The organism is Exiguobacterium sp. N4-1P (assembly GCF_002214325.1).
The window spans coordinates 2,594,105-2,620,074 of the sequence record NZ_CP022236.1 but is presented as its reverse complement, the minus strand read 5'-3'; the positions used below and the strand labels follow the sequence as shown (position 1 = coordinate 2,620,074).

The following is a 25,970-nucleotide window of genomic DNA, read 5'->3' as shown; positions in this document are numbered from 1 at the left end:
GACTTTGAAAATGCCTAAAAATTTCTTGTTTGGTGCTGCTTCTGCCTCTTATCAAGTCGAAGGTGCATGGAACGAGGACGGGAAGGGTGTCTCGAACTGGGATGTCTTCTCGAAAATTCCAGGAAAGACATTTGAAAATACAAACGGTGATGTCGCGATTGATCACTATCACCGTTACAAAGAAGATATCGGACTGATGGCTGAAATGGGACTCGAGTCATATCGTTTCTCCATCTCTTGGCCACGCATCTTCCCGAATGGCACGGGGGAAGTGAATGAAAAGGGATTAGAGTTTTACAACAACGTCATCGACGAGTGCTTAAAACACAACATCGTACCATTCGTGACGCTATACCACTGGGATCTTCCGCAAGTACTTGAAGAACGAGGCGGCTGGCGGAGTCAGGAGACGGTCGCTGCGTTCGTCCGTTTTGCCGAGACTTGTTTTGAGGCTTTTGGGGATCGCGTCCGCAACTGGATCACCTTTAACGAGACGGTCATCTTTTGTTCGCTCGGCTACTTGTCAGGTGCACACCCACCAGGAATCGAAGGAGATGCAAAGGCGTATTTCCAAACGACGCATAACGTCTTCGTCGCACATGCGCGCACGATCGAAAGCTTTAAGCAGGCGGGTTATGAAGGTGAGATTGGCATCACACATGTGTTTAATCCAGCGTTCAGCATCGATAATGAGGCGGATAATAAGTTTGCTGAGATGCATGCGAATGAATTTTCGACACACTGGTTCTATGATCCAATTTTAAAAGGAACATATCCGGAATATGTCGTCAAACAATTGGACCAACAAAATCTTCTTCCTGACTGGACGGAAGAGGAGCTCGACTTGCTCAAACGGACAGCTCCGATGAATGATTTCATTGGTCTTAATTATTATTGCCCGCAACGTGTCATGAAAAATGATACAGCACTCGTCATGGCAGGCGGACGTGAAAATTCGACAGGTCGCCCTGGGAATCCGTCGTTCGATGGTGTTTACAAGACGGTCTTGATGGATGATAAAGTGTATACGAAGTGGGGCTGGGAAATTGCAACGGATGCTTTCCTCGAAGGAATGCGGATGCTAAAAGCCCGTTATGGCGATATCAAAATCTACATCACAGAGAACGGACTTGGTGACGTCGATCCAATCGTCGGCGAAGAAATCAAAGATACACCACGAATCGAATACATTGAAGGTCATTTACGTGCGGTGAAGCATGCCGTTCAAGAAGGGATCAACGTCTCGGGTTACTATGCGTGGTCGGTCATTGATCTTCTGAGCTGGCTGAACGGCTATAAAAAACAGTACGGCTTCATCTATGTCGATCATGTAAATGGTCTTGCTCGTAAAAAGAAACAGTCGTTCCATTGGTATCAAGAAATCATCGCCACGCGCGCTGCAGACCTATAAGGAGGTTTCCGAATGAGCCGTCTAGAAACCGCATTCGAAAAAGTCACACCAGCTTTTGCTCGTTTTGCGAATGCAAAACCTGTTCTCGCTATTAAAGATGGATTTATTTTGACAATGCCGATGACTATCATCGGATCACTTTTCCTACTGATTTTGGCACTTCCGATTCCGGGGTGGGCAAATTTCATGTCAGGGTTATTTGGGGCAGATTGGACGTTACCGCTGACGCAGGTCGTTGGAGCGACATTCGACATCCTCGCTTTGATTGGTGTATTCGGGATTGCCTATTCCTACGTCAAAAATGAAAAGATTGAGGGGGTGCCGGCTGGTATCCTTGCAATTATCTCGTTTTTAATCATTACTCAAGCTTCAGTCCTTTCGGAATCAGGAGAAGTCGTAAACGGGGTCGTGCCAAAAGTTTGGACAGGCGGACAAGGGGTCATGGCAGCGATTCTTGTTGGATTAGTTGTCGGGTTCGTTTATTCGCAGTTCATCAAGCGTGGAATCAGTATCAAAATGCCGGATGGCGTCCCACCAGGTGTGGCCAATTCGTTTTCAGCGCTCGTACCGGGATTAGCTGTCATCACACTGTCAGTTGTGACGTTTGCGGTATTCCAGGCGTTCGCTGATCGGACGTTCACGGAAGTCATTTATGACGTGCTTCAAGCACCGATTCAAAACTTAACAGATACGCTTGCCGGAGCAGTGCTCATCATGGTCTTGATGTCTGTTATGTGGTGGTGCGGCATTCATGGTGCGGCAATCATCATGGGGATTATGGGACCATTGTTGACAGCAAATGCATTGCAGAACCAAGCGCTCATCGACTCGGGGAAAGAACTTGTCGTCGGAGAGAATGCAAAGATCGTTACGATTCAGTTTCTTGATGTATTTACGAAACTTGGAGGTACTGGAATTACGATTGGTTTCATCATCGCCACGCTTATGGTTGCGCGTTCAGCTCACTTGAAGCAGCTCGGTAAATTGTCACTTGCACCGAGTCTGTTTAACATCAATGAGCCAGTCATCTTTGGGATGCCGATCGTCTTCAATCCGGTCATGTTTATCCCGTTCGTCATTGTTCCGGCGATTGCATCATTCATGGTCTATTTCACGATTTTGTGGGGATGGGTCGAACCGTTTAATGCCTTGCAAGTTCCGTGGACGACTCCGCCAATCATCTCAGGGTTCTTGATAGGAGGATGGCGGGCAGCACTCTTACAGATTGCGACGATCGCTATGTCCGTTGCGATTTACTTGCCTTTCGTTCGAATGCAGGATCAAATCTCATATGGAGAAGAAGTCAAAGCACAGGAAGATCAAGCTTCGGCATAAAACCGTGCTCATAGAAAAACCGATCGATTCCTCTTTTGAAACAATAGGGGAGTCGGTCGGTTTTAATTGTTTTGTATGGAACCATGTATTTTGTGCGCCACCCATCGAAAGAGGACGACATGAAAGAGTGATACTCGGTTAAATTTTTGCAAAGATCGTATCTAGGATTCAGCAGTCATTATTATAGAAGAAAAGCGTCAAGCCCACTCTTCCGTCATCTCTTGCAGTTGCGTCAAGATATGTGTCAGCAAAAAGGCTCCGAGGGCAAGACTTGGCAACCCGTGACGCGAGCCGTCTTCAGCCGGGAGCAACCCTTTATTGAATTTTAAGGCGAGTGGTGCGATGGAGCGCTCGAGCGTCTCTGTTACATCTCCAAGCGTGACAATTGCATACGGTGTATGCCACGAGTCATAGCGGGCGAGTGATGCTTGGAAGTCGGGGCGTTCCGTATCCGGTGTAAATATGAGAATCCGGTCGACGGCATGGAGTGTTTTATGATTTTTAATCTGTGAGACACGTTTCATTTGGTCCGGACCTTCGGACAACATCGGATAAAGACCTTCGAATTCGCCGTAAGCATCAACATAAACGGTACCCTCTCCGACGAGCGCTTGAGCCAGCAAACGGACGACATCGAACAATTCATCCTCTTGTTTGACGAGACTTTGCAGTTTTCCGTTGAATTGAGTCGCTAAAATTTTCATCATGGGTGAACATCCTCTCTAAATTTCTATCACAGACAGTATATAGCAAGTTTTACTTTAATGTAGAATGGAAATAACTAGAGGGGGAGTGTGAAAGATGAAAGGGAGACTACTCATCGCGGAAGATGAGCCGGGCATTCGGAATTTATTGGCACAGTTATTCAAGGCGCAAGGGTACATCACGGATTTAGCGGTCGATGGAATCGAGACGATTGAACGATTACGCGAAGCGGATTACGATCTGCTGCTGATGGACGTCAACATGCCTGGGAAAACAGGGATTGAAGTGTTGCGTCATCAAGACCAAATCGGACGTCCGATCCGGACGATTTTAATGACGGCGCTCAGTGAAAAAGAAGCGATGGAAGAAGCGAAACGACTCGGTGTCGTCGCCTTCTTCGGAAAGCCGTTTGATATCTTTGAACTGAAAAAAGAAGTGACTGTGCAGATTTCGAGCGATGTAAGCGGTTAATCCTTCACGTCGTCGTCACAAACCTGAAAACAGAGCGAAATGCTGTACGTTCAAGCGAATCAGTATGTTATAATCAGTCTGAAATTACACGATTCCGTGTAAGCAGCGATCAAAACAGAGGAGGATGTCATTATGCCATTAGTATCTATGACAGACATGTTAAACAAAGCGCTCGAAGGTAAGTATGCAGTAGGTCAATTCAACATCAACAACCTCGAGTGGACACAAGCGATTCTCGGTGCGGCTCAAGAAGAGCAGTCACCAGTTATCCTTGGTGTATCTGAAGGTGCAGCACGTCACATGGGCGGATTCTACACGGTTGTTAAAATGGTAGAAGGTCTCGTTCACGACATGAAAGTAACAGTTCCTGTTGCGATTCACCTCGACCACGGTTCAAGCATTGAAAAATGTAAAGAAGCGATCGACGCTGGATTTACATCTGTAATGATCGATGATTCACACAGCCCAATCGACACAAACATCGAAACAACTAAAGCAGTTGTTGAGTATGCACATGCTAAAGGTGTTTCTGTTGAAGCAGAAGTTGGAACTGTCGGTGGACAAGAAGACGACGTCATCGGTGACGTTATGTACGCGAAACTTGACGAGTGCGTTCGCATCGTTAAAGAAACAGGAATCGACACGCTCGCTCCAGCACTCGGTTCTGTACACGGTCCTTACAAAGGTGAACCAAACCTTGGTTTCGCTGAAATGGAAGAAATCCGTAACGCAACAGACCTTCCACTCGTTCTTCACGGTGGTACAGGAATCCCGACACACGATATCGAAAAAGCGATTTCGCTCGGTACTTCTAAAATCAACGTCAACACAGAGAACCAAATCTCATTCGCGAAAGTCGTTCGTGAAGTATTGGCTGAGAAACCAGAAGCATATGACCCACGCGTATTCATCGCACCAGGTCGCGAAGCAATCAAACAAACAGTCATCGGTAAGATGCGTGAGTTTGGTTCAAGCAACAAAGCATAATTTTTATCCTTTAAAATGCGGTAGACTCCGGTCTATCGCATTTTTTTTCATCTAGAAAGCAAACTGTTTTTGGAAAACGTTAGGACTTCGAGCGAAAAAAATTTATAATGGAACAGTAAGCGATTTCAAGGGAATACTTTAAGGGATGAAAGGGGAAGGATTAAAATGAGATTTTTTATCGACACAGCGAACGTAGAGGATATTAAAAAAGCACATAAAATGGGGATTTTAGATGGGGTTACAACAAATCCATCACTCGTCGCAAAAGAAGGCGTCGACTTCCATACACGTCTCCGTGAGATTTGTGAAATCGTCGGGGATGTATCCGTCAGTGCGGAAGTCATCGCACTCGATGCAGAAGGAATGATTCGTGAAGGGAAGGAACTCGCACAAATCGCACCGAACATTACGGTAAAGGTTCCGATGACACCTGCTGGTCTTGAAGCAGTTGCAGCATTGTCAAAAGAAAAAATTACGACGAACGTGACATTGATTTTCAATCCGAACCAGGCACTTCTCGCAGCACGTGCTGGAGCGACATACGTTTCGCCGTTCCTCGGGCGTCTCGATGACATCGGGCAAGATGGAATGGGACTCGTCGAAACGATTGCGCAAATCTTCGTTGTCCATGATATTCCGACACAAATCATTGCAGCATCGATTCGTAATCCGATTCATGTCACGAATGCAGCACTTGCAGGTGCAGATATCGCGACGATTCCGTTCAACGTCATTGAGTCGTTGACACACCACCCATTGACGACTCAAGGAATCGAGAAGTTTCTCGCGGACTGGGAAAAAGCCCAGCAATAATAGATGGTGAAGAAAGGTTGATGGATAGTGGACATTTTGCATATCGTAGGGCAACAACGCCTTGAAGGAACGGTCTTGATCAGCGGTTCGAAACAAAGTGCGATTCCATGCCTCGCGGCCGCACTCTTGACGGATCAGCAAGTCGTACTTGAGGGTGTGCCGGACATTGGCGACGTTACGACGATGATCCAAATCATGGAGACGCTTGGAGCCGTCGTGACACGTCAAGGCGATATGGTGACGATTGACCCGAGTCAAGTCGAACCAATGCCTTTGACGGGAGCGGAGACACGGAAATTACGTGGATCAATCTACCTCATGAGCATTCTTGCAGCGCGATTTAAACAGGGGGTCGTCGGTTTACCCGGTGGCTATGCCATCGGTCCTCGACCGATTGATTTACACATTAAAGCACTCGAGCGTCTCGGTGTTTCGATGCGAAACGAACAAGGTGTTTACTACATGCGTGTCGAAGAGTTGAAGGGTAACCGCATCTATCTTGATTTACCTTCCTTCGGTGCGACAATCAGTGCGTTACTCGTCGCCGTCATGGCTGAAGGAACGACAGTGATTGAAAATGCCGCCTATGATCCGGAAGTGATCGATGTCAGTACGATGCTTACGAACATGGGAGCGAGCGTCAAAGGTGCAGGGACCGATGAAATTCGCATCAAAGGGATTAAATCGCTTCAAGGCTGTCGTCATACACTGATTCCTGACCGGATGGAGGCGGGAACGTTTCTGACGATGGGCGCCGTCCTTGGACGCGTCACGGTCGACAACGTCATTCCGTTACATCTTGAAAGCATCATTCAAAAGCTCGAACGGTTCGGTGCGAAGGTTGAAGTCGCAGACGATGCAGTCACGGCTTCAATCGGGGAAATGAAACCGGTCGATATCAGGGTTTTCCATTACGGTGGGTTTCCGAGTGACATGCAACCAATCATCTCAGCGGCGCTTCTGCAAGCGAAGGGTGCGAGCATCGTCGTTGATAAGCTGTACCCCCAACGTTTCCGTCACGTCCAAGAAATGCGTCGCCTGAGTGCACGGATTACGCATGAGGATGCTGCTTCCATCATCATCCGCGGTGGTGAAACGTTGTTTGGGACAGAACTCGAGGCGAAAGATCCGCGTGGCGCAGCAGCACTCGTTCTAAGTGGAATGCTCGCTTCAGGCGAAACGTTGTTGCATCATGCTGAACTCATCGATCAAAGTTATGAACGGTTCGATGAAAAGTTAAAAGGGCTCGGGGCCCTCGTATGGCGCGAAACGGTCTGACCGATTTTTAGCAAAAGAGAGGGGACATACACATGGAAAGAAGTCTATCAATGGAACTTGTACGCGTAACAGAGGCGGCGGCACTTGCCTCTGCCCGCTGGATGGGGAAAGGTTTGAAGAATGAGGCAGATGACGCGGCGACGAGCGCAATGCGTGATGTCTTCGATACGATCCCGATGAAGGGAACGGTCGTCATTGGCGAAGGTGAGATGGATGAAGCACCGATGCTCTACATTGGAGAAAAGCTTGGAAATGGATATGGCCCACGACTCGATGTTGCCGTCGACCCGCTTGAAGGAACGAACATCGTCGCAAAAGGAACATGGGGTGCGCTTGCCGTACTCGCTGTTGCAGATGCCGGCGATTTGCTCCATGCACCGGACATGTATATGGATAAAATTGCTGTCGGTCCGGAAGCGGCAGGTCACGTCAGCTTAGATGCGACGATTGAAGAAAACATCGCCGCTGTCGCGAAAGCTAAAAATAAAGACATCGAAGACGTCGTCGTCTCGATTCTTGATCGTGAACGTCATGAAGAAGTCATTCAACGGATTCGGGCAACGGGAGCACGGATTCGCTTGATTGGTGACGGCGATGTCGCAGCGGCAATCAATACCGCATTCCCGCATACAGGGATTGATTTACTGCTCGGTTCAGGCGGAGCGCCTGAAGGTGTGCTTGCAGCCGTTGCACTTAAGTGTCTCGGCGGTGAACTCCAAGGCCGTCTGCTTCCGGCAGACGAGGCGGAAGTCGCACGCTGTAAAAAGATGGGGATTGAAGATCCGTCAAGAATCCTCATGATGGACGATCTTGTTTCAGGAGATGACTGTATCTTTGCTGCAACGGGCGTAACGGACAGTGAGCTGATGAAAGGTGTTCAGTTCTCCGGACAAGGTGGACAAACGCACTCTGTCGTCATGCGCGCAAAATCAGGAACCGTTCGTTTCGTCGAAGGACATCACTCGTTCAAAAAGAAACCGAAGCTCGTCATTAAGTAATGCATGAAACTGAGCAAAACAAAGAAAGACCTTTCCGATTTTTTCGGAAAGGTCTTTCAGACTGTAGACAAAGTGCTATCAGGAAAAAAAGCGTCTTTATTCGTTGCTTTCCTCGGGCGAGGCGCAAGCCGTTGCTCCTTGGTCCTTACGGACAACGAGCAGGGTCTTGCCTGCCTCTGAAAGTGCGTTAAAAACGCACTTTTTCCCGTAGGAGTCAACGAAACATGACGCTTTTTAGCTAATACCGTGACCAAAAAGCCGGGCATGGAGACGTTTTAGAGCGCAATCCGTTTCGAATCGCTTAGAACCGCGAAAAGCAATCGGTCGCGACCCTGCAGCTTTGCTGTAGCGGCGTGACCGATTGCCGCTTTGAAGACGAGGCGAGACAGGGAAGCGCGAACGGATTGCATCTCGATACCATATGATGTTTACGCTTTTTAATAGTTTGTCTACACGCTGAAAGACCTTTCCGATTTTTTCGGAAAGGTCTTTTTCTTTTGTGAACCAACTATTCTTTCAACGGTGCTTGGACGGAAGCGCTCATCTTTGTGAGTGTTTGACGTGGTAAGAGCCGCGTCAGGAAAACATAGAAGGCATTGCTTGCACCAGGAATCACCAGCGTCTTGCCTTGCATGTATCCATCGAAGGATAGCTTAGCGACGGTTGGCGCATCCATGATGCCGGGGCGTTTAAACAAACGGGAAGCAGACAGGCCGGCCGTCGCTTCGAAATCGGTATGGGTCGCACCGGGACAAACCGCCGTGACTTGAATGCCGTAAGGCGCGAGTTCCTCTGCTAAAGCTTCGGAAAAACTTAAGACGTAGGCTTTTGTTGCATAATAGACGGCTAGGAACGGACCGGCTTGAAATGCTGCCGTCGAAGCGATCTGTACGATCCGACCTTGTATACCTTGGTCCCGCATCCGCTGTGCATAAGCTTTTGTCAGATGAGTCAGGGCCCGGATGTTGACATCAATCATGTTCAGTTCACGTGAAAGTTCGGTTTCGAGAAACTCACCAAATAATCCGAAACCGGCATTGTTGATTAAGAGATCGACCGAATCATCTTTTGTCGCCCGAAGGAGGGCTTCGATGTGGAGGGGCTGTCCGATGTCGTAAGGAAAGACATCAGCCGTTCCTCCTTCTTGTTCGACGAGATACTTCGTCTCGAACAGTTTTTCGGCATTGCGCCCGACGAGCAGCAGATGATCTCCTTGCATGCCATGTAACCGTGCGAGCTCGCGACCGATGCCTGCTGAGGCTCCTGTAATCAATACGTTCATAGGATCACGCTCCTGTTTCGTGGATTGAATTGATAGAAAAAGGGTATTAACTAGACGATAGCGCAGAACAAACAAAAAAGCGATTGAGCCGATGCTCAACCGCTTGGTCGATCGTGTTTGGATTAAAGGTAAGAACCGGCTCCGACGAGACGTGAACCCCAGTATCCTGATTTGAAGCTTGAGTATTTAACGCCACCCGTTTCCGAGTTGACCATGCTTGTCTTGCTTGTCGCGATACCAACGTGTTGGATGCCGCTACCGTGTGAGAAGAAGACGAGATCTCCCGGTTGAACGCTTGAGACGCTGACTTTCTTAGATGAAGAGTATTGTGAAGAAGACGAGCGTGGAAGTGTTTTTCCAGCTGCTTTCTTATAAACGTAGCTTGTGAAACCAGAGCAATCAAAACCGCGTGTTGTTGTACCGCCCCAGACGTAAGGCGTACCTTTATGTTTTGCTGCTTCGCTTAAGATCTTTGTACGTGTTGAAGAAGAAGTCGTTGTTTTCTTAGCTGTTGAAGTTGATGTTTTTTTCTTGTATGTTTTTGTATACTTCGTGTACACGTAACGTGTTTTCCCACCGTAATAAATCTTCGTCCAGCTACCTGACTTTCCTTTATAACGGAATGTTTGACCTGCGTTAACTTTACCGACGATTGAAGATTTTGTAGAGGCACCTGAACGAACGCGTAATCCGTTATCCATGATTTTGACTTTAGTAATTGTAGCAGCTTCAACTTTACCTGTTCCCACTGACGCAAAACCTGAAACCACTAATGCGGCTGTCGCGACCGATGCTAGAAAACGTTTCATATGTGAATTCCTCCATTTTAATTAAAATTTATGTGACCGAGTTATATAATGAAATCATTAAGTGTTTGTTTAGGCAGTCATCCTTACGACTTTGTAAGTTTTTCTCTGCAGGAATATCTTAGCATGCGGTCGTGTGAAAACGTTTTTTCAGTTCCGCTACAAAATACCGCTTTTCTGTAATATAACTGCAATAATATCGTGTAATATTACAAAGAAGAAATTTCCATTCGCTAAATCACGACGAAAGTGGTAGATATGTGATACCTTTAATTCACAAAAGATTTTTTTGCTTTATCATTAAATACGTTACAGAACTTTGCTGTTGAATTTATAAAGAATAGGTGAATGCATATGCCAACTGAAAAAACCGATAAACCAGAACGTTCCTATACACTTGCCCAACTCGGTAATCTGACATTGAAGGATCTATATGAAATTGCGAAAGCAAAAAATGTTCCGCAATACCGGGAAGCGCGAAAGCGTGAGTTAATGTTCAAGATTTTAAAAGCACAAGCAGAATCAACCGGTCTCTACTTCCTCGAAGGGGTGCTTGAAGTCATCCCCGGCAATCCACAGATGCAAAACGATGGTGGTTTCGGCTTCCTTCGTCCCATCAACTACTCACAATCCTCTGAAGATATTTACATCGCCGCTTCACAAATTCGTCGTTTTAATCTTCGTAATGGAGATGTCGTCACGGGAAAAGTCCGGCCACCGAAGGAAAATGAACGTTTCCAAGGTTTATTGAGTGTTGAAGCAGTGAATGGAGAAGCGCCGGACACGGCCCGAAACCGTTTGTTCTTCCCTGCGCTGACACCGATCTACCCCGATCGTTTAATGCGTCTTGAAACAGAACCGCGTCATCTGTCGGTTCGTGTCATGGACATGATTGCGCCGGTCGGATTCGGGCAACGCGGATTGATTGTCGCACCACCGAAGGCGGGGAAGACGTCCTTGTTAAAAGAGATTGCGAATTCGATTCAAGTCAATCATCCGGATGTTGAGTTAATCATTCTTTTGATTGATGAACGACCGGAGGAAGTGACGGATATCGAACGTTCCGTACCGGGAGCAGACGTCGTCAGTTCGACGTTTGATGAGACACCGGATAATCACGTCCGGATTTCAGAACTCGTCCTCGAGCGGGCGATGCGTCTCGTCGAGCATAAAAAAGATGTCGTCATCTTGATGGATTCGATCACACGTCTGACGCGTGCCTATAACCTGACCGTCCCGCAAAGCGGACGGACCTTATCAGGGGGGATTGACCCGGCTGCTTTCCATAAACCGAAACGTTTCTTCGGAGCAGCACGCAACATCGAACATGGCGGCAGTTTGACGATTCTCGCGACAGCACTCGTTGAGACCGGTTCACGGATGGACGACGTCATCTATGAAGAATTTAAAGGGACCGGCAACATGGAGCTTCATCTTGACCGGAAACTATCAGAGCGTCGCATCTTCCCGGCGATCGATATCCGGAAATCCGGCACACGGAAAGAAGAGTTGCTCCTACCGAAAGATCAACTCGATGCGTTGTGGACGATTCGTCGGACGATGAATGAATCAAACGAGTTCGTCGACAGTTTCTTGCGCAAGATTAAGGATACGAAAAATAATGAAGAATTCTTCGTTGAACTGTTGAAGGAAAAGAAGAAGCCGATTCGCCGGGCAGCAGCTAAACCACGGACGATCAAAACAGATACACCGACTTGAAAATAGGTATTGCGAGACGATGAAAAATCGTTTAGTATAGGAAGGTAACTTACTCTGGCTCAGCAAATGAACCAGGGCGGAAGGAGAGAAATCAACCATGAAACAAGGAATTCACCCAAACTACAACAAAGTTGTATTTATGGATTCAACTACTGAGTACAAATTCTTAACTGGTTCTACTCGTTCTTCGAACGAAACAATCACTTGGGAAGATGGAAACGAGTACCCACTCATCCGCGTGGATGTGTCTTCGGACTCGCACCCATTCTACACTGGTCGTCAAAAGTTCAACGCTGCAGACGGTCGTGTCGATCGCTTCAACAAAAAATACGGCCGCAAGTAATTGCGACCTATCCATTAAAAAACAGCCTGTCTCCATCACTGGAGCAGGCTGTTTTTGTATAGACTGAACTGGGCGCGATAGGTAAGGTAAGTCTTCAACACAAACGATGAGCCGATTGCGCCGGCAATGCCGGTGACGTACGGGAGCAAGTCAGGATTTGTCGCGAATTGTTCGAAGAGGCGACTGAAGGAAAAATGTCGGCCGAGGAAATACCCTGCGCCGAGAAAGACACTAATCCAAATCAAAGCCCCGGTATACGCATAGGCAGCGAAAACCCGAAACGGCATCTTCGAAACACCGGCAAAAAAAGCGGACAGTTGGCGAAGGCCAGGTATGTAGTAACCGATAATCAAGACCGACTTGCCGTAACGAAGAAAGCCGGCTTCTGCCGTGACAATGTGTTTTTCAGAAATGCGAAACTTCGGTCCGATTCGATGAAGCAACGGCATTCCGAGTTTCAGACCAAGCAGGTAGCTGATCGTCATCCCGATACAGCTTCCGGCGTAAGCGGCGAGAATCGTTCCGATTAAGGGTAAATTACCTTGATGCATCCAAAAACCGGACATGATCAGTAACGTTTCATCCGGAACAGGAAGCCCGATGATCCCCCCGGCTAGAAGAATCGCAAGTCCGAATGAACCATATTGATGAAGCACTTCATGTAATATGTGATGGATCGGGAACACCTTCCTTCATAAATTCTTCTTCTATAGTGTACAGGAAATGAGGACTGGTTAAAACGACAAGGTGGGGAATCATGGGAATGAACGGATGGATTTTTGATTTCGAGAAGTCAACTCTTTTCCTTATATTCGATTCGGGCTATACTCGTTAAAGTGACTAATTTTAGAGGACGGTGTCTGCAATGATGCATGTAATAAATCAGTATGGTTGGATTGAAGTGATTTGCGGAAGTATGTTCTCTGGTAAGTCGGAAGAACTGATTCGACGCGTTCGCCGGGCTCAGTACGGGAAGTTGCCGGTCCAAGTGTTTAAACCGGCAATTGACGACCGTTATCATGAAGAACATGTCGTTTCGCACGTCGGCAACTCTGTCATCGCGGTACCGATGGCGACGAGCCGTGACGTGTACGCGGCAGTCGCACAAGAGACACAAGTGGTCGCGATTGACGAAGTTCAGTTCTTTGATGATGAAATCGTCGATGTCATCGAGGCCCTCGCGCAGGACGGAAAACGTGTCATCTGTGCCGGACTCGATCAAGACTTCCGGGCGGAACCATTCGGTAAGATGCCGGAACTTCTCGCACGGGCAGAGTTCGTCACGAAACTGCAGGCGATCTGCCTGTCGTGCGGTGACCCGGCATCGCGGACGCAACGTTTAATCGACGGTCGACCTGCCAACTACAATGATCCAATCATTTTAGTCGGCGCGTCAGAGTCGTATGAGCCGCGTTGCCGCCACTGCCATGAAGTGCCGGGGAAATCGCAAGCCCTGCAACAATGGAAGAAACAGCAACAGAACTGATGAAGTAAACGAAGGACTGATTCATCAGTCAGGACAACATCAATCAAATGGCCGATACTCCCATCGTTTCAAGGGAGCATCGGCCATTTTTTTGCGCATTCATATTGTTTTGGACGGCTTAGTCGATGCTTGAAACACGCATCGAAACAGTCTTCATCCCTTGCTTTCGCGCAGGAAAGACATCAACCGGTGTGGGTCAAACGACTATATTGGTGTACAAAGTGTGTTGCCTCGCGGACAATCGTTTCTTGATCATAATCGAGGGTCGCGACATGATAGGAGTCAAGCAGGCAATAGCTCCGTTTGTCCGTCGAACCGATGACTTGATAAAGGTAATCCGAACTTTCAGGCGGGACGACATGGTCTTCGGCAGAATATAAAATAAGTGTTGGAATCTCGATGGCTGGTAAGAGTGGACGTGTCTGGTCAATCAAGGTCAAAAGTTCCGATGCGCAGACGACAGGGACCTGGTCATAGATGATTTCAAACGCTTCACGTTTAATGTCTGGGGTACTTTCTTTTAAGTAGCGTGGACAGTCTTCAAAAGATAATGCTTCATAGGCAGGAATCGCTAACGCTGCATTGATCGTAATCAATCCGTCAGCAGGTAATCCTTCCGCGACGAGTGCAAGGGCAAGTGTCGCACCCATCGATTGTCCGGCGATGAAAATGGACGAACAATGATTGGTTAAGACGTCGAACCCTTGGCGGAGGCTTTGTTTCCAATCTTCAGCAGTCGACGCTTCGAAATCACGGATGCTCGTCCCGTGTCCGTCGAGACGCGGGGCATACACGGTAAACCCTTGGGCGGCAAACTGCTCTCCGACAGTACGGACGCTTTGAGGGGTTGCGTTAAAACCGTGAGACAGTAAAATACCGATTGGACCTCGTTCAATCAAAAAAGCTTCTGCGCCAAACAGGACGGGTGATGATGAATTCATAAAGGGTTCCTCCTTCTATTAAAAAACTCGTAGTGCTTTAGGCGCACTACGAGATTCTCGTAAGTATCATCCAAAGCATCGGCTTTGCTGGTCGGAGCACCTTGCATGTTGCAGGTTGCCGTGGGTTCGTAGAGCCAGATCTCTCGCCCACTCTTGATATATCGTATAGGAATTGTCGGAATAATCATTGTGAAGAGAATAGCATTGATTGAAATACGTTGTCAAGACGTCAAAAAGAAGTCGAAATTGATAAACTGGGTAATTTGGTTTAATTTTGAAAATATGGTTGACTTGAGAAAGGAATCCCCGTAGTGTAAGCATTAGATTCACGACATAAGAACGACTTGAAACATCACACATATGAACTTCATACCGTAGCACTTATCGAGAGAGGTGGAGGGACTGGCCCTACGAAACCTCGGCAACAGACTTCTTACGTCGTACTGTGCCAATTCCGTCAGACGTTTGTCTGAAAGATGAGCGGAGCGGATTCTGCCTTAGTGCAGATGGAAGGATCCTTTTCTTTTAAGAGAAGGGTCCTTTTTTTGATGTTTTCCTAAAAAAAGAGAATGAAATACAATTCATTTTGTATTTTAGAATGACCTGTGCTAGTCTTGAGCTGTATAACTCAATAACCAGTTCTTCGGGGTAGGGTGAAAATCCCAACCGGCGGTGATGCGATTGATAAATCGATGAGCCCGCGACCTGCAGTGTACGCACTGTGGCTGACTTGGTGAGACTCCAGGGCCGACGGTAAAGTCCGGATGGGAGAAGGACGAAACAATGCGCTTGCTGCCATTTTCTGAAAAAATGTTTTCAGGGAAAGGTCTGTTTCTGTATGTGTAAAAACAGAAACGCGAGACGCTTATTTCGTCAATCCTTCAATCACGACGCCCCTTTTACAGGAGGCGTCTTTTTTATTGAAAGGAGCGGAAAAAATGGAAACATTCATGAGTTATGCGATGCAACTAGCACACATGTTAAACGGTCAAACGAGCCCGAATCCGAGTGTCGGCTGCGTCATCGTCAAACAGGGGCGGATTGTTGGTTTTGGGGCCCACCGTTATGCGGGAGGACCCCATGCCGAAGTCGAAGCGCTCCTCATGGCAGGTGAAGCAGCACGCGGAGCCGATCTCTACGTGACACTCGAACCGTGCAATCATCACGGCAAAACACCGCCGTGTACGGAAGCAATCCTCGAAGCAGGAATCAATCGTGTTTTTATCGCGACAGAGGACCGCCACGCGCTCGTCGCAGGAAGCGGTATCACACGTCTCCGTCAGGCGGGGATTGACGTCGAAGTCGGTCTACTAAAAGACGAGGCAGTGGCACTGTATGAACCATTTTGGACGGCGATTGAACGAAAACGTCCGCATGTCACAGTGAAAGTCGCCCAAACGATGAACGGGACGATTGCGACGGGTGAACAACGCTTTATCACTTCGGAAGCGGCACGTGCTGACGGACGGCAGTTACGCGGGATACACGACGCGATTCTCGTCGGAAGCGACACGGTGATCATCGATGACCCGGCACTGACGTTGCGCAGTTCGACCGGCATCGAACCGGTCCGTGTCATTGTCGATCGCCGCGGGCGCCTGACTGAAACATTCCAAGTCTTAAACGATGGCTTGAATCCGACGTACTGGCTGACGGAACAGCCACGAACAAGCGAACGGGCGAACGTGACGGTTTTCGTCGGGACGTATGCGACACCGGACCAAATCCTCGAACTTTTATATGAACAAGGTATTCGCAGTCTGTTGATTGAAGGTGGTCCCACGATTCAATCCGCATTTTTAGAAGCGGATCTCGTGGATACGATCGAACTCTATCAGGCACCGTCCCTCTTCAGTGGGACCAAGTCTCTGACGACGGAACAGGACATCGAAGACCGTTTTGATTTAGTGAAAATGAACCAAATCGGACAAGACGTCCATCTCCAGTATGTACGAAAGGAGAGGATGACATGTTTACCGGATTGATTGAAGAACTCGGCACAATAAAACGGAAAGTCCCCCGTCCGAACGGGCTGGCGCTCGAAATTGAAGCGACAGCAGTGCTTGACGGAACAAAGATTGGCGACAGCATTGCCGTTGATGGGATTTGTTTGACGGTGACGGCGATGACGAAGAGCGGATTCACGGCCGATGCCGTCCATGAGACGATCCGAGCGACGTCGCTGCAGACGTTACGGGTCGGAGCAGCCGTTCAACTCGAACGCGCGATGCCGGCGAATGGACGGTTCGGCGGTCACTTCGTCAGCGGTCATATCGACGGAACGGCTCGGTTTCTCAGCCGGCGACCGGACGGTGAAGCGATGGAATACCGTTTTGAGGCAGGCGACTGGAGCAAGTACTGTATTCCGAAAGGATCGATTGCGATTAATGGGACGAGCCTGACACTGCAACATGTCGGAAACGACGCGGTGACGATTTCATTGATTCCCCATTCACGCCAAGTCACGACGTTCGATCGCTTGCAGACGGGTGCCCTCGTCAATATCGAATGTGACTTGATGGCGAAACATCTCTATCACTTTACGCAGAAGGATGCGAAAACGGACTGGTCGGCATTTTTAGGAGGCGAAGCATGATGAACGGATTTGATTCGATTGAAGAAGCAGTGGATGACTTAAAACGCGGACGACCGATCATCGTCTGTGACGATGAAAACCGTGAGAACGAAGGGGATCTCGTGTTACTTGCGGAACATGCGACACCCGAGATGATTAACTTCATGATCACTTACGGCAAAGGACTCGTCTGTGTCCCGGTCAGTCCGGATATCGCAACACGACTCGAACTCCGGCCGATGACAGATGTCAACACGGATCCGCACGGAACGGCTTTTACGATCAGCATTGATCATGAAGATGCGAAAACCGGCATCAGTGCAGCGGAACGGGCAATGACGATTCAGCGGATGTTGACGGATGGTCCAAAGCAGTTCAAGCGTCCCGGACACATCTTTCCGTTGATCGCAAACGAAGGCGGCGTTCGCGTCCGGCGTGGTCATACGGAAGCAGGGATTGATTTGGCACGGCTCGCGGGAAGCGCCGAAGCGGCCGTCATCTGTGAAATCATTTTAGACGACGGGACGATGGCACGGGTTGATGATTTAGTGATGTATAAAGCAGAACATGATTTAAAAATGATTACGATCGATGCTCTCGTCCGCTATCTCGAGCGCTCTGTCCGCCGTGAAGCGGAAGTCTTGTTACCGACGAGGCACGGGGCGTTTCGGATGCTTGGTTATACGACACCTGACGCCAAGGAACATGTCACGGTGCTATCAGGTGAAGCAGAAGACGGGATGCTCGTCCGGGTTCATTCCGAATGTCTGACGGGTGACGTCTTCGGATCAAAACGGTGTGACTGCGGTCCGCAACTCGACGCGGCGCTCGACCGGATTGAACAAGAAGGCGGCGCTGTCCTCTACTTGCGTCAAGAAGGGCGGGGGATTGGTCTGATGGCGAAGCTGAAAGCCTATGAGCTCCAAGAACAAGGACTTGATACGGTCGAGGCGAACCATGCGCTCGGATTTGCAGCCGACTTACGCGACTACGCCGTCGCAGCAGCGATGCTTCAGGACCTCGGTGTCACGAAAATCCGTTTGATGACGAATAACCCGGATAAACAGCAAGCGCTCGAAACGTACGGCATCACTGTGCTTGAGCGGGTTCCGCATGAAGTACCGGCAAGTTTAGAAAACCACCAGTATCTCAAAACCAAACAGACGAAGCTCGGGCATCTGCTCGATCTCGAAGGAGGAAAATAAGATGGTATACGAAGGATTTTTAACGGGCGAAGGACTCCGGGTTGCGATCGTCGCGGCACGGTTCAATGAATTGATCACTTCTAAATTAGTCGGAGGAGCAAACGATGCCTTCCGTCGTCACGGTGTCGAAGCGGATAGCGTCGATACGGCGTGGGTGCCGGGCGCATTCGAGATTCCGCTCGTCGCGGAGAAACTGGCGAAAAGCGGTAAGTATGATGCCATCATCACACTCGGTGCCGTCATCCGCGGTGCGACGTCGCATTACGATTATGTCTGCAATGAAGTCGCGAAAGGTGTTGCCGGTGCGTCGCGTGAGACGGGTGTTCCGATCATCTTCGGTGTATTGACGACGGACTCGATTGAACAAGCGGTCGAACGGGCCGGCACGAAAGCAGGGAACAAAGGGTATGAGTCGGCGGTCTCTGCCATCGAGATGGCGAACTTGTTACGCAGCTTTCAGTAATGTTTCTCTATCGGATGTAAAACGGGGACAGACGTAAAAGTCAATCCGCCACCTGTTAAATCGTTCAAAAGGAATCACTCGTTTCACGCGACTCCTGCAGGAAAGCGCGTGGAAAATGAGCGATTCCTTTTTGAGGTCGCGCCCCTCTTACATGCGATAGAAATTTTTTTGGTTTTTATCAATAATTCATGGTCACGGATACACGGGATGGTATAACCACCGTATAATAATAAAAGTACGGAAAACTTAGAAGTTTGGAAGAAAGGGGGGCGAATGAACATGAAGCGGATTCATTACGTATACGGCGTTCTTTTATTTAGTTTGAGCTATTATAGTTGGATCTGGTTTTATGCCGATCGACCGGAACTGGCATCGTGGGGAAATAACATTTTTTCTATCATAGGCTGTATAGCTGCAACATTATTCTTACTGCACACATATCGAACGAATGGCCGGGACCAAGGCCGGTTTTTTCTCTATCTTGCTTTCGGAACAGGAAGTTATCTGATTGCGGAACTGATTTGGATGTCTTATGAAAATATCCAACAGGTTGCCGTTCCTTTTCCCGGTCTGCCGGACCCTTTTTATATGTTGCAATCGTTCTTTTTCTTTATGGCATTTCTTCATTTGATTCGAAAATACGTGACGAAACATCAATTGATTCGATTCGTGTTTGATATTTTAATCGTCATGACTGTCGCTGTGACATACAGCTGGTTTTTCTTGGTTCGTCCTTCTTTAGCGGATGGGCAAGCGTCGACAGCGGAAAACTTCGTCGCGTTCGCGTATCCGATGAATGATGTCGTATTGCTGTTTTGTGTCATCAGCATCTACTTCTTAATCGAAAAACGACAAACTGTCACACGACCGACCTGTTTCTCCTTTTTGTTAATCGGAATATTAATTCAGATTATCGCCGATACCCTTTTTCTATATATGACGACCATCCATGGGTATGAGAACACCGCAGCGATTGATCCGTTATTCATTTTAAGTTTATTGTTAGTCGCGATTTCCGGTCATGCGGGAGAAGTGACGATGGAACATATCCGAGTCGATCAGGAAGAAAGGCAATCCTTACATCTCGGGCGATTGTTTTTACCGTATTTCCTCGTACTTCTATTGTTCTCAACAATGCTGTTTTATGCGCAACGGGGAGATGCCTTAAATGGATTGATGATTGGTTGCGGGGTGACGATTCTCTTAATTTTAGTCCGGCAAATTTTAATGATTTTAAGTAACCATCAATTGATTCAAGAAATCCACCATAAGGCGGACGAGTTGGAAGAGAGTAAGGAACGTTATGAATCACTCTTTACGTATCATCCGGATGCCGTTTATTCTCTTGATTTGAAAGGACAAATTGAAAGTGCGAACCCATCATTCGAAAAACTGACGGAACATTGTGAGAGCGAGTTGATTGGTCGGTCGTACGATCAATTGCTTGGACAAGGCACTTCTGCCATGGCGGATCAAGATAAGATGAGCGCTGAACAATTCGAGACGGTGTTTCGAAAGGAAGGTGGCAACAATGTCCTGCTCAGCGTGACGACAATTCCGATTCGTGTCCGAAAACGACTTGTTGGTTTGTTCGGCATCGGTCGTGATATCACAGACATGCGGAAAAATGAATTGAAAATCCATCAGCTTGCGTACTATGACCATTTGACGAAAGCGGTCAATCGAAAGTACTTCGAAGAGATGTTACATCATTTAGTCGAGCAAGAACAAAGTCAAAAAACGATCATTCTCTGCTTCATCGACTTAAACGATTTTAAACTCGTGAATGACTCGTTTGGACATCACATCGGCGATCAATTGCTGATTCAAGTCGCAGAACGCTTACGCCGCGCGACAGAAATCGAAGACGTCGTCGCCCGACAAGGGGGCGATGAATTCACGGTCATTCTCCGTCATATCGTGTCGGAAGAAGGGGCGAGAACCCGGACCGGGCGCCTTCTTAACCAGTTGAGCATACCGTACAATATTGAAGGACTTGAAGTCGTCTCGAGCCCGAGCATCGGAGTAGTTCGCCATCAAAGAACGGAACCGAAACATGTCGTGACGTTATTAAAACAAGCGGATTTAGCGATGTATCAGGCAAAGGCAAAAGGCGGAAAAACGGTCGTCTTCTTTGATGATATTGCGGAAGCGGCGTCATACCGGCTACGACTTGAGTCGGAGCTCCCCCATGCGATTGAGACGAATCAACTCGTCCTGTACTATCAACCTCAAGTCGACACCATCACGTATCAGATGGTCGGTGTCGAGGGGTTGGTCCGTTGGAATCATCCGAAGCTCGGAATGATTTCACCGAACGATTTCATTCCCCTCGCGGAAGAAGCGGGGATGATCATTCGTCTTGGCGAATGGGTTTTACGTGAAGGCTTTTTGCAGGCGAAGCGCTGGGAACAGGCAGACATCGCCTTGAAGGTAGGCTTGAATGTATCGATGCAACAGTTCCATCACCCAACGTTCGTCCTGACGTTGATGCAACTTTTAGCAGAAACAGACGTCGACCCGAGACGAATCGATTTAGAAATCACGGAGGTATCGGCAGTCGAAGACATCGAGGATACGGTCAAGACGATGCATCGTTTGAAAGAGCTGGGGTTCACGATTTCGATTGATGATTTCGGGACAGGCTATTCCTCATTATCCCGTCTCGTCGATTTCCCGATTGATACGTTAAAGATTCCGCGTGAATTTGTTAAAAAAATCAATATCGAGACGAGTGGGTATGCGATGATTTCCTCCATCATTCATTTAGCAAAATCGCTGGATGTAGCAGTCATCGCGGAAGGGGTCGAGACGCTCGAACAAGTCAACGTCTTGAATCGCTTGAAGTGTACACGGATGCAAGGTTATTATTTCGGTCGTCCGATGCGGCCTGAAGCCATTGAGCCGTTGCTCTATCCGGATCAGCGCTAAGTGTAACCGAATCAGTTTGAAACTTTTTCCAAAATCGACTCGTAGACACAGGTAAACGAGGAGGGAACGCACATGAAGAAGGGAAGATGGTTTTTTTCGCTGGCAATGGTTTCTTCGGTCGGTCTTGCCGGATGCAGTCAAGACGACCTGTCGAATAGTGAACTGTTAAAAAAGGCGACGGCAGCACAGGAGGACATTCAGTCGTTTCATATGGAGAGCGACATCTTTTCAGAAGTCGGCGGTCTGCCTGTCAGTCAGCAAGTCGCAGCAGATGTCATTCAAAAACCTTATACGATGCATCAAACGATTAAGATGAAGAATGTCGAAGATGGCTCGGATGTACAAATAGAGAGCTATATGCTCAACGACAAAATGTATATCGCACAGGACGGGCAATGGTTTGTCCAAGACATCTCGGAGATGAATGACATCATGGAATCATCCGTCTCGACCGATCAAAACCTGAAACTGTTGAAGAAGTATAAAGACAATTGGACAGCCGAAAGAAAAGGTGAACTCTATCAAATTGATGTGGACTTGACGGGGGACGACTTGAAAAACTTCATGAAAGACGCGCTCGAACAATCGGGACAGATGGCGCAGATGAAAGAGATGATGGATCAAGTGGATTATAAAAAGATGGAATATACGATGACATATGACGCAAAGACGTATTATCCGAAGACGCTCGATATGACGATGGAGTTTGAAATCACAGAAGGCACGACCTTTAAGATGACGAATGAATCCACGTTTTCGAAATTCAATGCCATCGAGTCGATTGAGCTGCCGGAAGAGGCAAAAGAGGCCCAATCGATTACTGATATGAACCAATGACGAACAGCCGATTTTCCCCGACGTGACACGCCGGAGGAGGTCGGCGTTTTTTTCATGTGTGGAACATCTCTGAAAGGGGAACTTAGGAAATAGGGTTGACAGTATTCTGTCAATTCTGAAAAAATGGGAAAGTCTACATACGAATTGCAGAGGGGGGAAAAGCATGGGAACGTCATTCACTGAGTGGGTAAGTTCGGTGTCAAATTTGGTTTGGGGAGCACCGTTACTGATCCTATTAGTCGGAACAGGCATTTACTTAACGATTCGTTTAGGATTCATTCAAATTACAAAACTTCCTTATGCGTTAAAGCTCGCGTTTACGAAACAAGAGGACTCGAAACAATCGGAAGGGGACATCAGTCATTTTCAGGCATTAATGACCGCACTGGCAGCAACGGTCGGTACGGGGAATATCGTCGGTGTCGCAACAGCCGTCGTCCTTGGGGGACCAGGTGCGATCGTCTGGATGTGGTTATCCGGATTATTCGGCATGGCGACCAAATATGCGGAGGCGATTCTCGCCGTCAAATACCGTGTCGTCGATGAAAAGGGGCAGATGGCCGGAGGGCCGATGTACTATCTTGAACGGGGGCTCAAGCAAAAGTGGCTCGGGATTTTATTTGCCGCTTTCGCTTCGATTGCCGCTTTCGGGATTGGTAACGGGGTTCAAACGAACTCGGTCGCGCTCGCGATGAAGTCAACGTTCGATGTACCGCTCTACGTGACCGGAATCGTCTTAATGGTCGCAACAGGTGGCGTCATTTTGGGTGGTGTCAAATCGATTGGGAAAGTCGTCAGCTTTTTCGTGCCATTCATGATTTTCTTTTATGTCGGAAGTGGTTTATTGATCCTGATCATGAACTACGACTTGATTCCAGCGGCATTTTCAACAATTTTCAGCAGCACATTCTCGAATGAAGCGATTACGGGTGGTGCAATCGGGGCGGCGATTCGTTACGGTGTCGCCCGAGGCGTCTTCTCGAATGAGGCGGGTCTCGGTTCAGCGCCAATCGCGGCGGCGGCTGCGAAAACCGATTTCCCGGGACGACAAGCACTCGTCTCGATGACACAAGTCTTCCTTGATACGATTCTCGTCTGTTCGATGACAGGATTGACGCTCGTCATGGGTGGAAAAATCGGGACGGGATTAGAAGGAGTCGAATTGACGACTGCAAGTTTTGAAGTGTTCCTCGGTCCGACCGGAAAGTATATCGTCACGATTGGACTTGTCTTGTTTGCCTTTTCAACAGTCCTCGGCTGGTCGTATTATGGTGAAAAATCGATTTATTATCTCTTTGGTCAAAAATCAATCGTGCCGTACCGCGTCGTATTTGTTCTCGTCGCCGGACTGGGCGCGATGACGACGAACTTGAACATGGTTTGGGCCATCTCGGACGTCTTCAACGGTTTGATGGCAATACCGAACTTGATTGGTCTGCTTGGTCTGTCCGGCGTCGTCATTGCCGAGACGAGGTTGTTCCGCGAACAGCTGAAAAAAGAACAGGCAAATCGAAACGCCTCCTGAATCCAAAAGCGATCATTTCTTTTGGAGGTGAATCCGACGCAGGAGTCAGATCACAATCCATCAAACGGCCGACGCTTCCGACTTTTTACGGAAGCATCGGCCTTTTCTATGCAAATTCTTATCGTTCACAAGAGAAAGGGAGGCGGATTTCCGGATCATACACTGGAAATCCACCTCCCTCTATTCATTTCAAATCGTTAAGTGGTCCGGTAGAACATGACCGACTCATATGGACGTAATGTGACGTTGCGCCCGTCTTGTGCGACATCAGGATAGTTCTGAATCAAGACGTCGGCGTCCGACATCGTCTCTGGTAACGTGAACGTCGTTTCTGAACTGTAGAAGTTCGAGAGGACGAGCAGCTGTTCGTCCTCTGTCGTTCGTTCGTACGCCCAAATCGACAAGTCGTCCGGTGTGAGAAGACGATACATTCCGTTCGTCAACACGTCATATTGTTTTCGTAATTGAATCAACTTTTTATAGTGGTGGAACACCGAATCAGGATTAGCGACGGCAGCTTTGACATTGATGTCAGTATAGTTCGGAGCGACGTCGATCCACGGCGTTGCTTCTGAAAAACCGGCGTGAAGCGTCGAGTCCCATTGCATCGGTGTTCGGGCATTGTCGCGTGATTTTTGGCGGATTGCCGCAAGAATCTGTTCAGATGCTTCGCCCTGAGCAATTTTTTCTTCATAGAGATTCAATGTTTCGACGTCACGATAATCTGTAAGATCCGTGAAATCCGGATTCGTCATCCCGATTTCTTCACCTTGATAAATATACGGTGTGCCTTGTAGACCGTGTAACGTCGTCGCGAGCATCTTCGCGCTTTCGACGCGGTAGACGGTATCATCACCGAAACGGCTGACGACACGGGGCTGGTCGTGGTTGCACCAAAAGATGGCATTCCACGCTTTTCCCTGCATCCCGACTTGCCAGTCCGACAGGATCCGTTTTAACTCAAGAAAATCGAATGGCGCGACTGTCCATTTTTGACCGTCCGGATAGTCGACTTTTAAATGGTGGAAGTTAAAGGTCATCTTCAACTCTTCCTCGCTGACATTTGAATACTGCCGGCAATGATTGAGTGTCGTCGAGGACATCTCACCGACCGTCATCAAGTCATGACCGTCAAACACACGTTGATTCATTTCCTGGAGGTACTCATGGACACGAGGTCCATCCGTATAAAAGGTTCTGCCGTCTCCAGTCGGGTCATTTGGGAACGATTGATCCTTCGAGATGAGATTGATGACATCCAGGCGGAATCCACGGACCCCTTTGTCGCGCCAAAACTGCATCATCTGATAGATGTCTTCGCGAAGACGCGGGTTTTCCCAGTTGAGATCGGCTTGGGTTTGATCGAACAAATGAAGATAATATTTGCCGGCGACTTCATCAAACGACCAGGCCGGACCACCGAACTTCGACTGCCAGTTGGTCGGTTCATCCCGCCAAATGAAATAATCATGATACGGACTGTCGGGATTCCGTCCTTGTTGGAACCAGTCGTGCTCCGTTGAACAGTGATTGACGACGATATCCATCATCACCGACAAATCACGTTTCGTTGCTTCCGCAAGCAGGTCATCGAAGTCTTGCATCGTCCCGTAAGAAGGGTCAATCGCATAATAGTCGCTGACATCATACCCATTGTCATTTTGTGGTGAGGCATAGACGGGTGTCAGCCATAAATAATCAATGCCGAGTGACGCGAGATAGTCGAGTTTTTCCGTGACGCCACGGAGGGTGCCCGTCGCTTTTCCTTCCGGGCTGTAAAAACTTTTCGGATAGATTTGATAAACAGCGGATTTCCGCCAGTCGGTCGTTGTGAGCGTCATACAAGTCACACCTTTCTA

Annotated in this window: 23 protein-coding genes and 3 riboswitches; of the genes, 17 read left to right on the top strand and 6 right to left on the bottom strand. The window is 48.2% G+C overall.

Annotation, left to right across the window (positions count from 1 at the left end; genetic code table 11):
• Window positions 1-4 precede the first annotated feature (4 nt).
• Together A0126_RS13325 and A0126_RS13320 are read left to right on the top strand one after the other, a co-directional pair.
• Window positions 5-1,411: a glycoside hydrolase family 1 protein gene (locus tag A0126_RS13325; RefSeq protein ID WP_088838003.1), complete on the top strand. Its 1,407-nt coding sequence runs from the start codon at window positions 5-7 to the stop codon at window positions 1,409-1,411.
• A 12-nt stretch (window positions 1,412-1,423) separates the two neighbouring features.
• Window positions 1,424-2,746 carry a PTS sugar transporter subunit IIC gene (locus A0126_RS13320; RefSeq protein WP_088838002.1) on the top strand — a complete coding sequence of 441 codons (1,323 nt, stop codon included), beginning with the start codon at window positions 1,424-1,426 and terminating at the stop codon, window positions 2,744-2,746.
• A 197-nt stretch (window positions 2,747-2,943) separates the two neighbouring features.
• Here the strand turns inward: A0126_RS13320 and A0126_RS13315 are convergent, their stop codons facing one another.
• Complete coding sequence (locus A0126_RS13315) at window positions 2,944-3,453, bottom strand: DUF2529 family protein (RefSeq protein ID WP_088838001.1); 510 nt, start codon at window positions 3,451-3,453, stop codon at window positions 2,944-2,946.
• Window positions 3,454-3,547: 94 nt separating this feature from the next.
• Here A0126_RS13315 and A0126_RS13310 point away from each other — a divergent pair, with 94 nt between their 5' ends.
• From A0126_RS13310 to glpX, 5 genes are all read left to right on the top strand, one after another.
• A complete protein-coding gene (locus tag A0126_RS13310; RefSeq protein ID WP_088838000.1) occupies window positions 3,548-3,922 on the top strand; it encodes a response regulator in 375 nt (124 codons plus the stop codon).
• A gap of 132 nt (window positions 3,923-4,054) precedes the next feature.
• Window positions 4,055-4,909, top strand: coding sequence for a class II fructose-1,6-bisphosphate aldolase (fba, locus tag A0126_RS13305; protein WP_088837999.1), 855 nt, complete (start codon window positions 4,055-4,057; stop codon window positions 4,907-4,909).
• 165 nt (window positions 4,910-5,074) lie between these two features.
• On the top strand, window positions 5,075-5,722 hold the full coding sequence (gene fsa, locus A0126_RS13300) for a fructose-6-phosphate aldolase (protein ID WP_029331801.1): 648 nt from the start codon (window positions 5,075-5,077) through the stop codon (window positions 5,720-5,722).
• A 27-nt stretch (window positions 5,723-5,749) separates the two neighbouring features.
• Complete coding sequence (gene murA / locus A0126_RS13295) at window positions 5,750-7,000, top strand: UDP-N-acetylglucosamine 1-carboxyvinyltransferase (RefSeq protein ID WP_088837998.1); 1,251 nt, start codon at window positions 5,750-5,752, stop codon at window positions 6,998-7,000.
• 32 nt (window positions 7,001-7,032) lie between these two features.
• On the top strand, window positions 7,033-7,998 hold the full coding sequence (gene glpX, locus A0126_RS13290; RefSeq protein ID WP_088837997.1) for a class II fructose-bisphosphatase: 966 nt from the start codon (window positions 7,033-7,035) through the stop codon (window positions 7,996-7,998).
• Between the two features lie 508 nt (window positions 7,999-8,506).
• Here the strand turns inward: glpX and A0126_RS13285 are convergent.
• Together A0126_RS13285 and A0126_RS13280 are read right to left on the bottom strand one after the other, a co-directional pair.
• The gene (locus A0126_RS13285) at window positions 8,507-9,280 is read right to left on the bottom strand and encodes an SDR family NAD(P)-dependent oxidoreductase (RefSeq protein WP_088837996.1); all 774 of its coding nucleotides are present in this window, start codon (window positions 9,278-9,280) and stop codon (window positions 8,507-8,509) included.
• A gap of 122 nt (window positions 9,281-9,402) precedes the next feature.
• On the bottom strand, window positions 9,403-10,089 hold the full coding sequence (locus A0126_RS13280) for a C40 family peptidase (RefSeq protein ID WP_088837995.1): 687 nt from the start codon (window positions 10,087-10,089) through the stop codon (window positions 9,403-9,405).
• 351 nt (window positions 10,090-10,440) lie between these two features.
• On the opposite strand from A0126_RS13280, the gene rho reads away from it, so the two are divergent.
• The gene (gene rho, locus A0126_RS13275; RefSeq protein ID WP_029331794.1) at window positions 10,441-11,805 is read left to right on the top strand and encodes a transcription termination factor Rho; all 1,365 of its coding nucleotides are present in this window, start codon (window positions 10,441-10,443) and stop codon (window positions 11,803-11,805) included.
• A 97-nt stretch (window positions 11,806-11,902) separates the two neighbouring features.
• A complete protein-coding gene (locus A0126_RS13270) occupies window positions 11,903-12,148 on the top strand; it encodes a type B 50S ribosomal protein L31 (protein WP_012371588.1) in 246 nt (81 codons plus the stop codon).
• Window positions 12,149-12,183: 35 nt separating this feature from the next.
• Here the strand turns inward: A0126_RS13270 and A0126_RS13265 are convergent, their stop codons facing one another.
• The gene (locus A0126_RS13265; protein ID WP_088837994.1) at window positions 12,184-12,834 is read right to left on the bottom strand and encodes a DedA family protein; all 651 of its coding nucleotides are present in this window, start codon (window positions 12,832-12,834) and stop codon (window positions 12,184-12,186) included.
• Between the two features lie 182 nt (window positions 12,835-13,016).
• On the opposite strand from A0126_RS13265, the gene A0126_RS13260 reads away from it, so the two are divergent.
• Window positions 13,017-13,634, top strand: coding sequence for a thymidine kinase (locus A0126_RS13260; protein WP_034801409.1), 618 nt, complete (start codon window positions 13,017-13,019; stop codon window positions 13,632-13,634).
• A 182-nt stretch (window positions 13,635-13,816) separates the two neighbouring features.
• Here A0126_RS13260 and A0126_RS13255 read toward each other — a convergent pair whose 3' ends face one another.
• Window positions 13,817-14,575 carry an alpha/beta hydrolase gene (locus A0126_RS13255; RefSeq protein ID WP_088837993.1) on the bottom strand — a complete coding sequence of 253 codons (759 nt, stop codon included), beginning with the start codon at window positions 14,573-14,575 and terminating at the stop codon, window positions 13,817-13,819.
• 60 nt (window positions 14,576-14,635) lie between these two features.
• A riboswitch (SAM riboswitch) is annotated at window positions 14,636-14,738 on the bottom strand.
• Between the two features lie 215 nt (window positions 14,739-14,953).
• A riboswitch (SAM riboswitch) is annotated at window positions 14,954-15,058 on the top strand.
• 152 nt (window positions 15,059-15,210) lie between these two features.
• Window positions 15,211-15,355, top strand: a riboswitch (FMN riboswitch).
• Window positions 15,356-15,513: 158 nt separating this feature from the next.
• On the opposite strand from A0126_RS13255, the gene ribD reads away from it, so the two are divergent.
• The 7 genes from ribD (at window position 15,514) to A0126_RS13220 (ending at window position 24,111) form a co-directional block, all read left to right on the top strand.
• Window positions 15,514-16,560 (top strand): bifunctional diaminohydroxyphosphoribosylaminopyrimidine deaminase/5-amino-6-(5-phosphoribosylamino)uracil reductase RibD, encoded by a 1,047-nt coding sequence (ribD, locus tag A0126_RS13250; RefSeq protein WP_088838527.1) that lies wholly within the window; start codon window positions 15,514-15,516, stop codon window positions 16,558-16,560.
• The gene (gene ribE / locus A0126_RS13245) at window positions 16,545-17,171 is read left to right on the top strand and encodes a riboflavin synthase (protein WP_088837992.1); all 627 of its coding nucleotides are present in this window, start codon (window positions 16,545-16,547) and stop codon (window positions 17,169-17,171) included. The genes ribD and ribE (A0126_RS13245) overlap by 16 nt, the downstream gene beginning before the upstream one ends.
• On the top strand, window positions 17,171-18,355 hold the full coding sequence (gene ribA / locus A0126_RS13240) for a GTP cyclohydrolase II (protein ID WP_204251407.1): 1,185 nt from the start codon (window positions 17,171-17,173) through the stop codon (window positions 18,353-18,355). The genes ribE (A0126_RS13245) and ribA overlap by 1 nt, the downstream gene beginning before the upstream one ends.
• A 1-nt stretch (window position 18,356) precedes the next feature.
• The gene (gene ribE, locus A0126_RS13235; protein WP_088837990.1) at window positions 18,357-18,818 is read left to right on the top strand and encodes a 6,7-dimethyl-8-ribityllumazine synthase; all 462 of its coding nucleotides are present in this window, start codon (window positions 18,357-18,359) and stop codon (window positions 18,816-18,818) included.
• A 279-nt stretch (window positions 18,819-19,097) separates the two neighbouring features.
• The gene (locus A0126_RS13230) at window positions 19,098-21,749 is read left to right on the top strand and encodes a putative bifunctional diguanylate cyclase/phosphodiesterase (protein ID WP_239456771.1); all 2,652 of its coding nucleotides are present in this window, start codon (window positions 19,098-19,100) and stop codon (window positions 21,747-21,749) included.
• 72 nt (window positions 21,750-21,821) lie between these two features.
• Window positions 21,822-22,586: a DUF6612 family protein gene (locus A0126_RS13225; RefSeq protein WP_088837988.1), complete on the top strand. Its 765-nt coding sequence runs from the start codon at window positions 21,822-21,824 to the stop codon at window positions 22,584-22,586.
• Between the two features lie 163 nt (window positions 22,587-22,749).
• On the top strand, window positions 22,750-24,111 hold the full coding sequence (locus tag A0126_RS13220; RefSeq protein ID WP_088837987.1) for an alanine/glycine:cation symporter family protein: 1,362 nt from the start codon (window positions 22,750-22,752) through the stop codon (window positions 24,109-24,111).
• A 197-nt stretch (window positions 24,112-24,308) separates the two neighbouring features.
• Here A0126_RS13220 and treC read toward each other — a convergent pair whose 3' ends face one another.
• Window positions 24,309-25,952, bottom strand: coding sequence for an alpha,alpha-phosphotrehalase (gene treC / locus A0126_RS13215; RefSeq protein WP_088837986.1), 1,644 nt, complete (start codon window positions 25,950-25,952; stop codon window positions 24,309-24,311).
• Window positions 25,953-25,970: the final 18 nt, after the last annotated feature.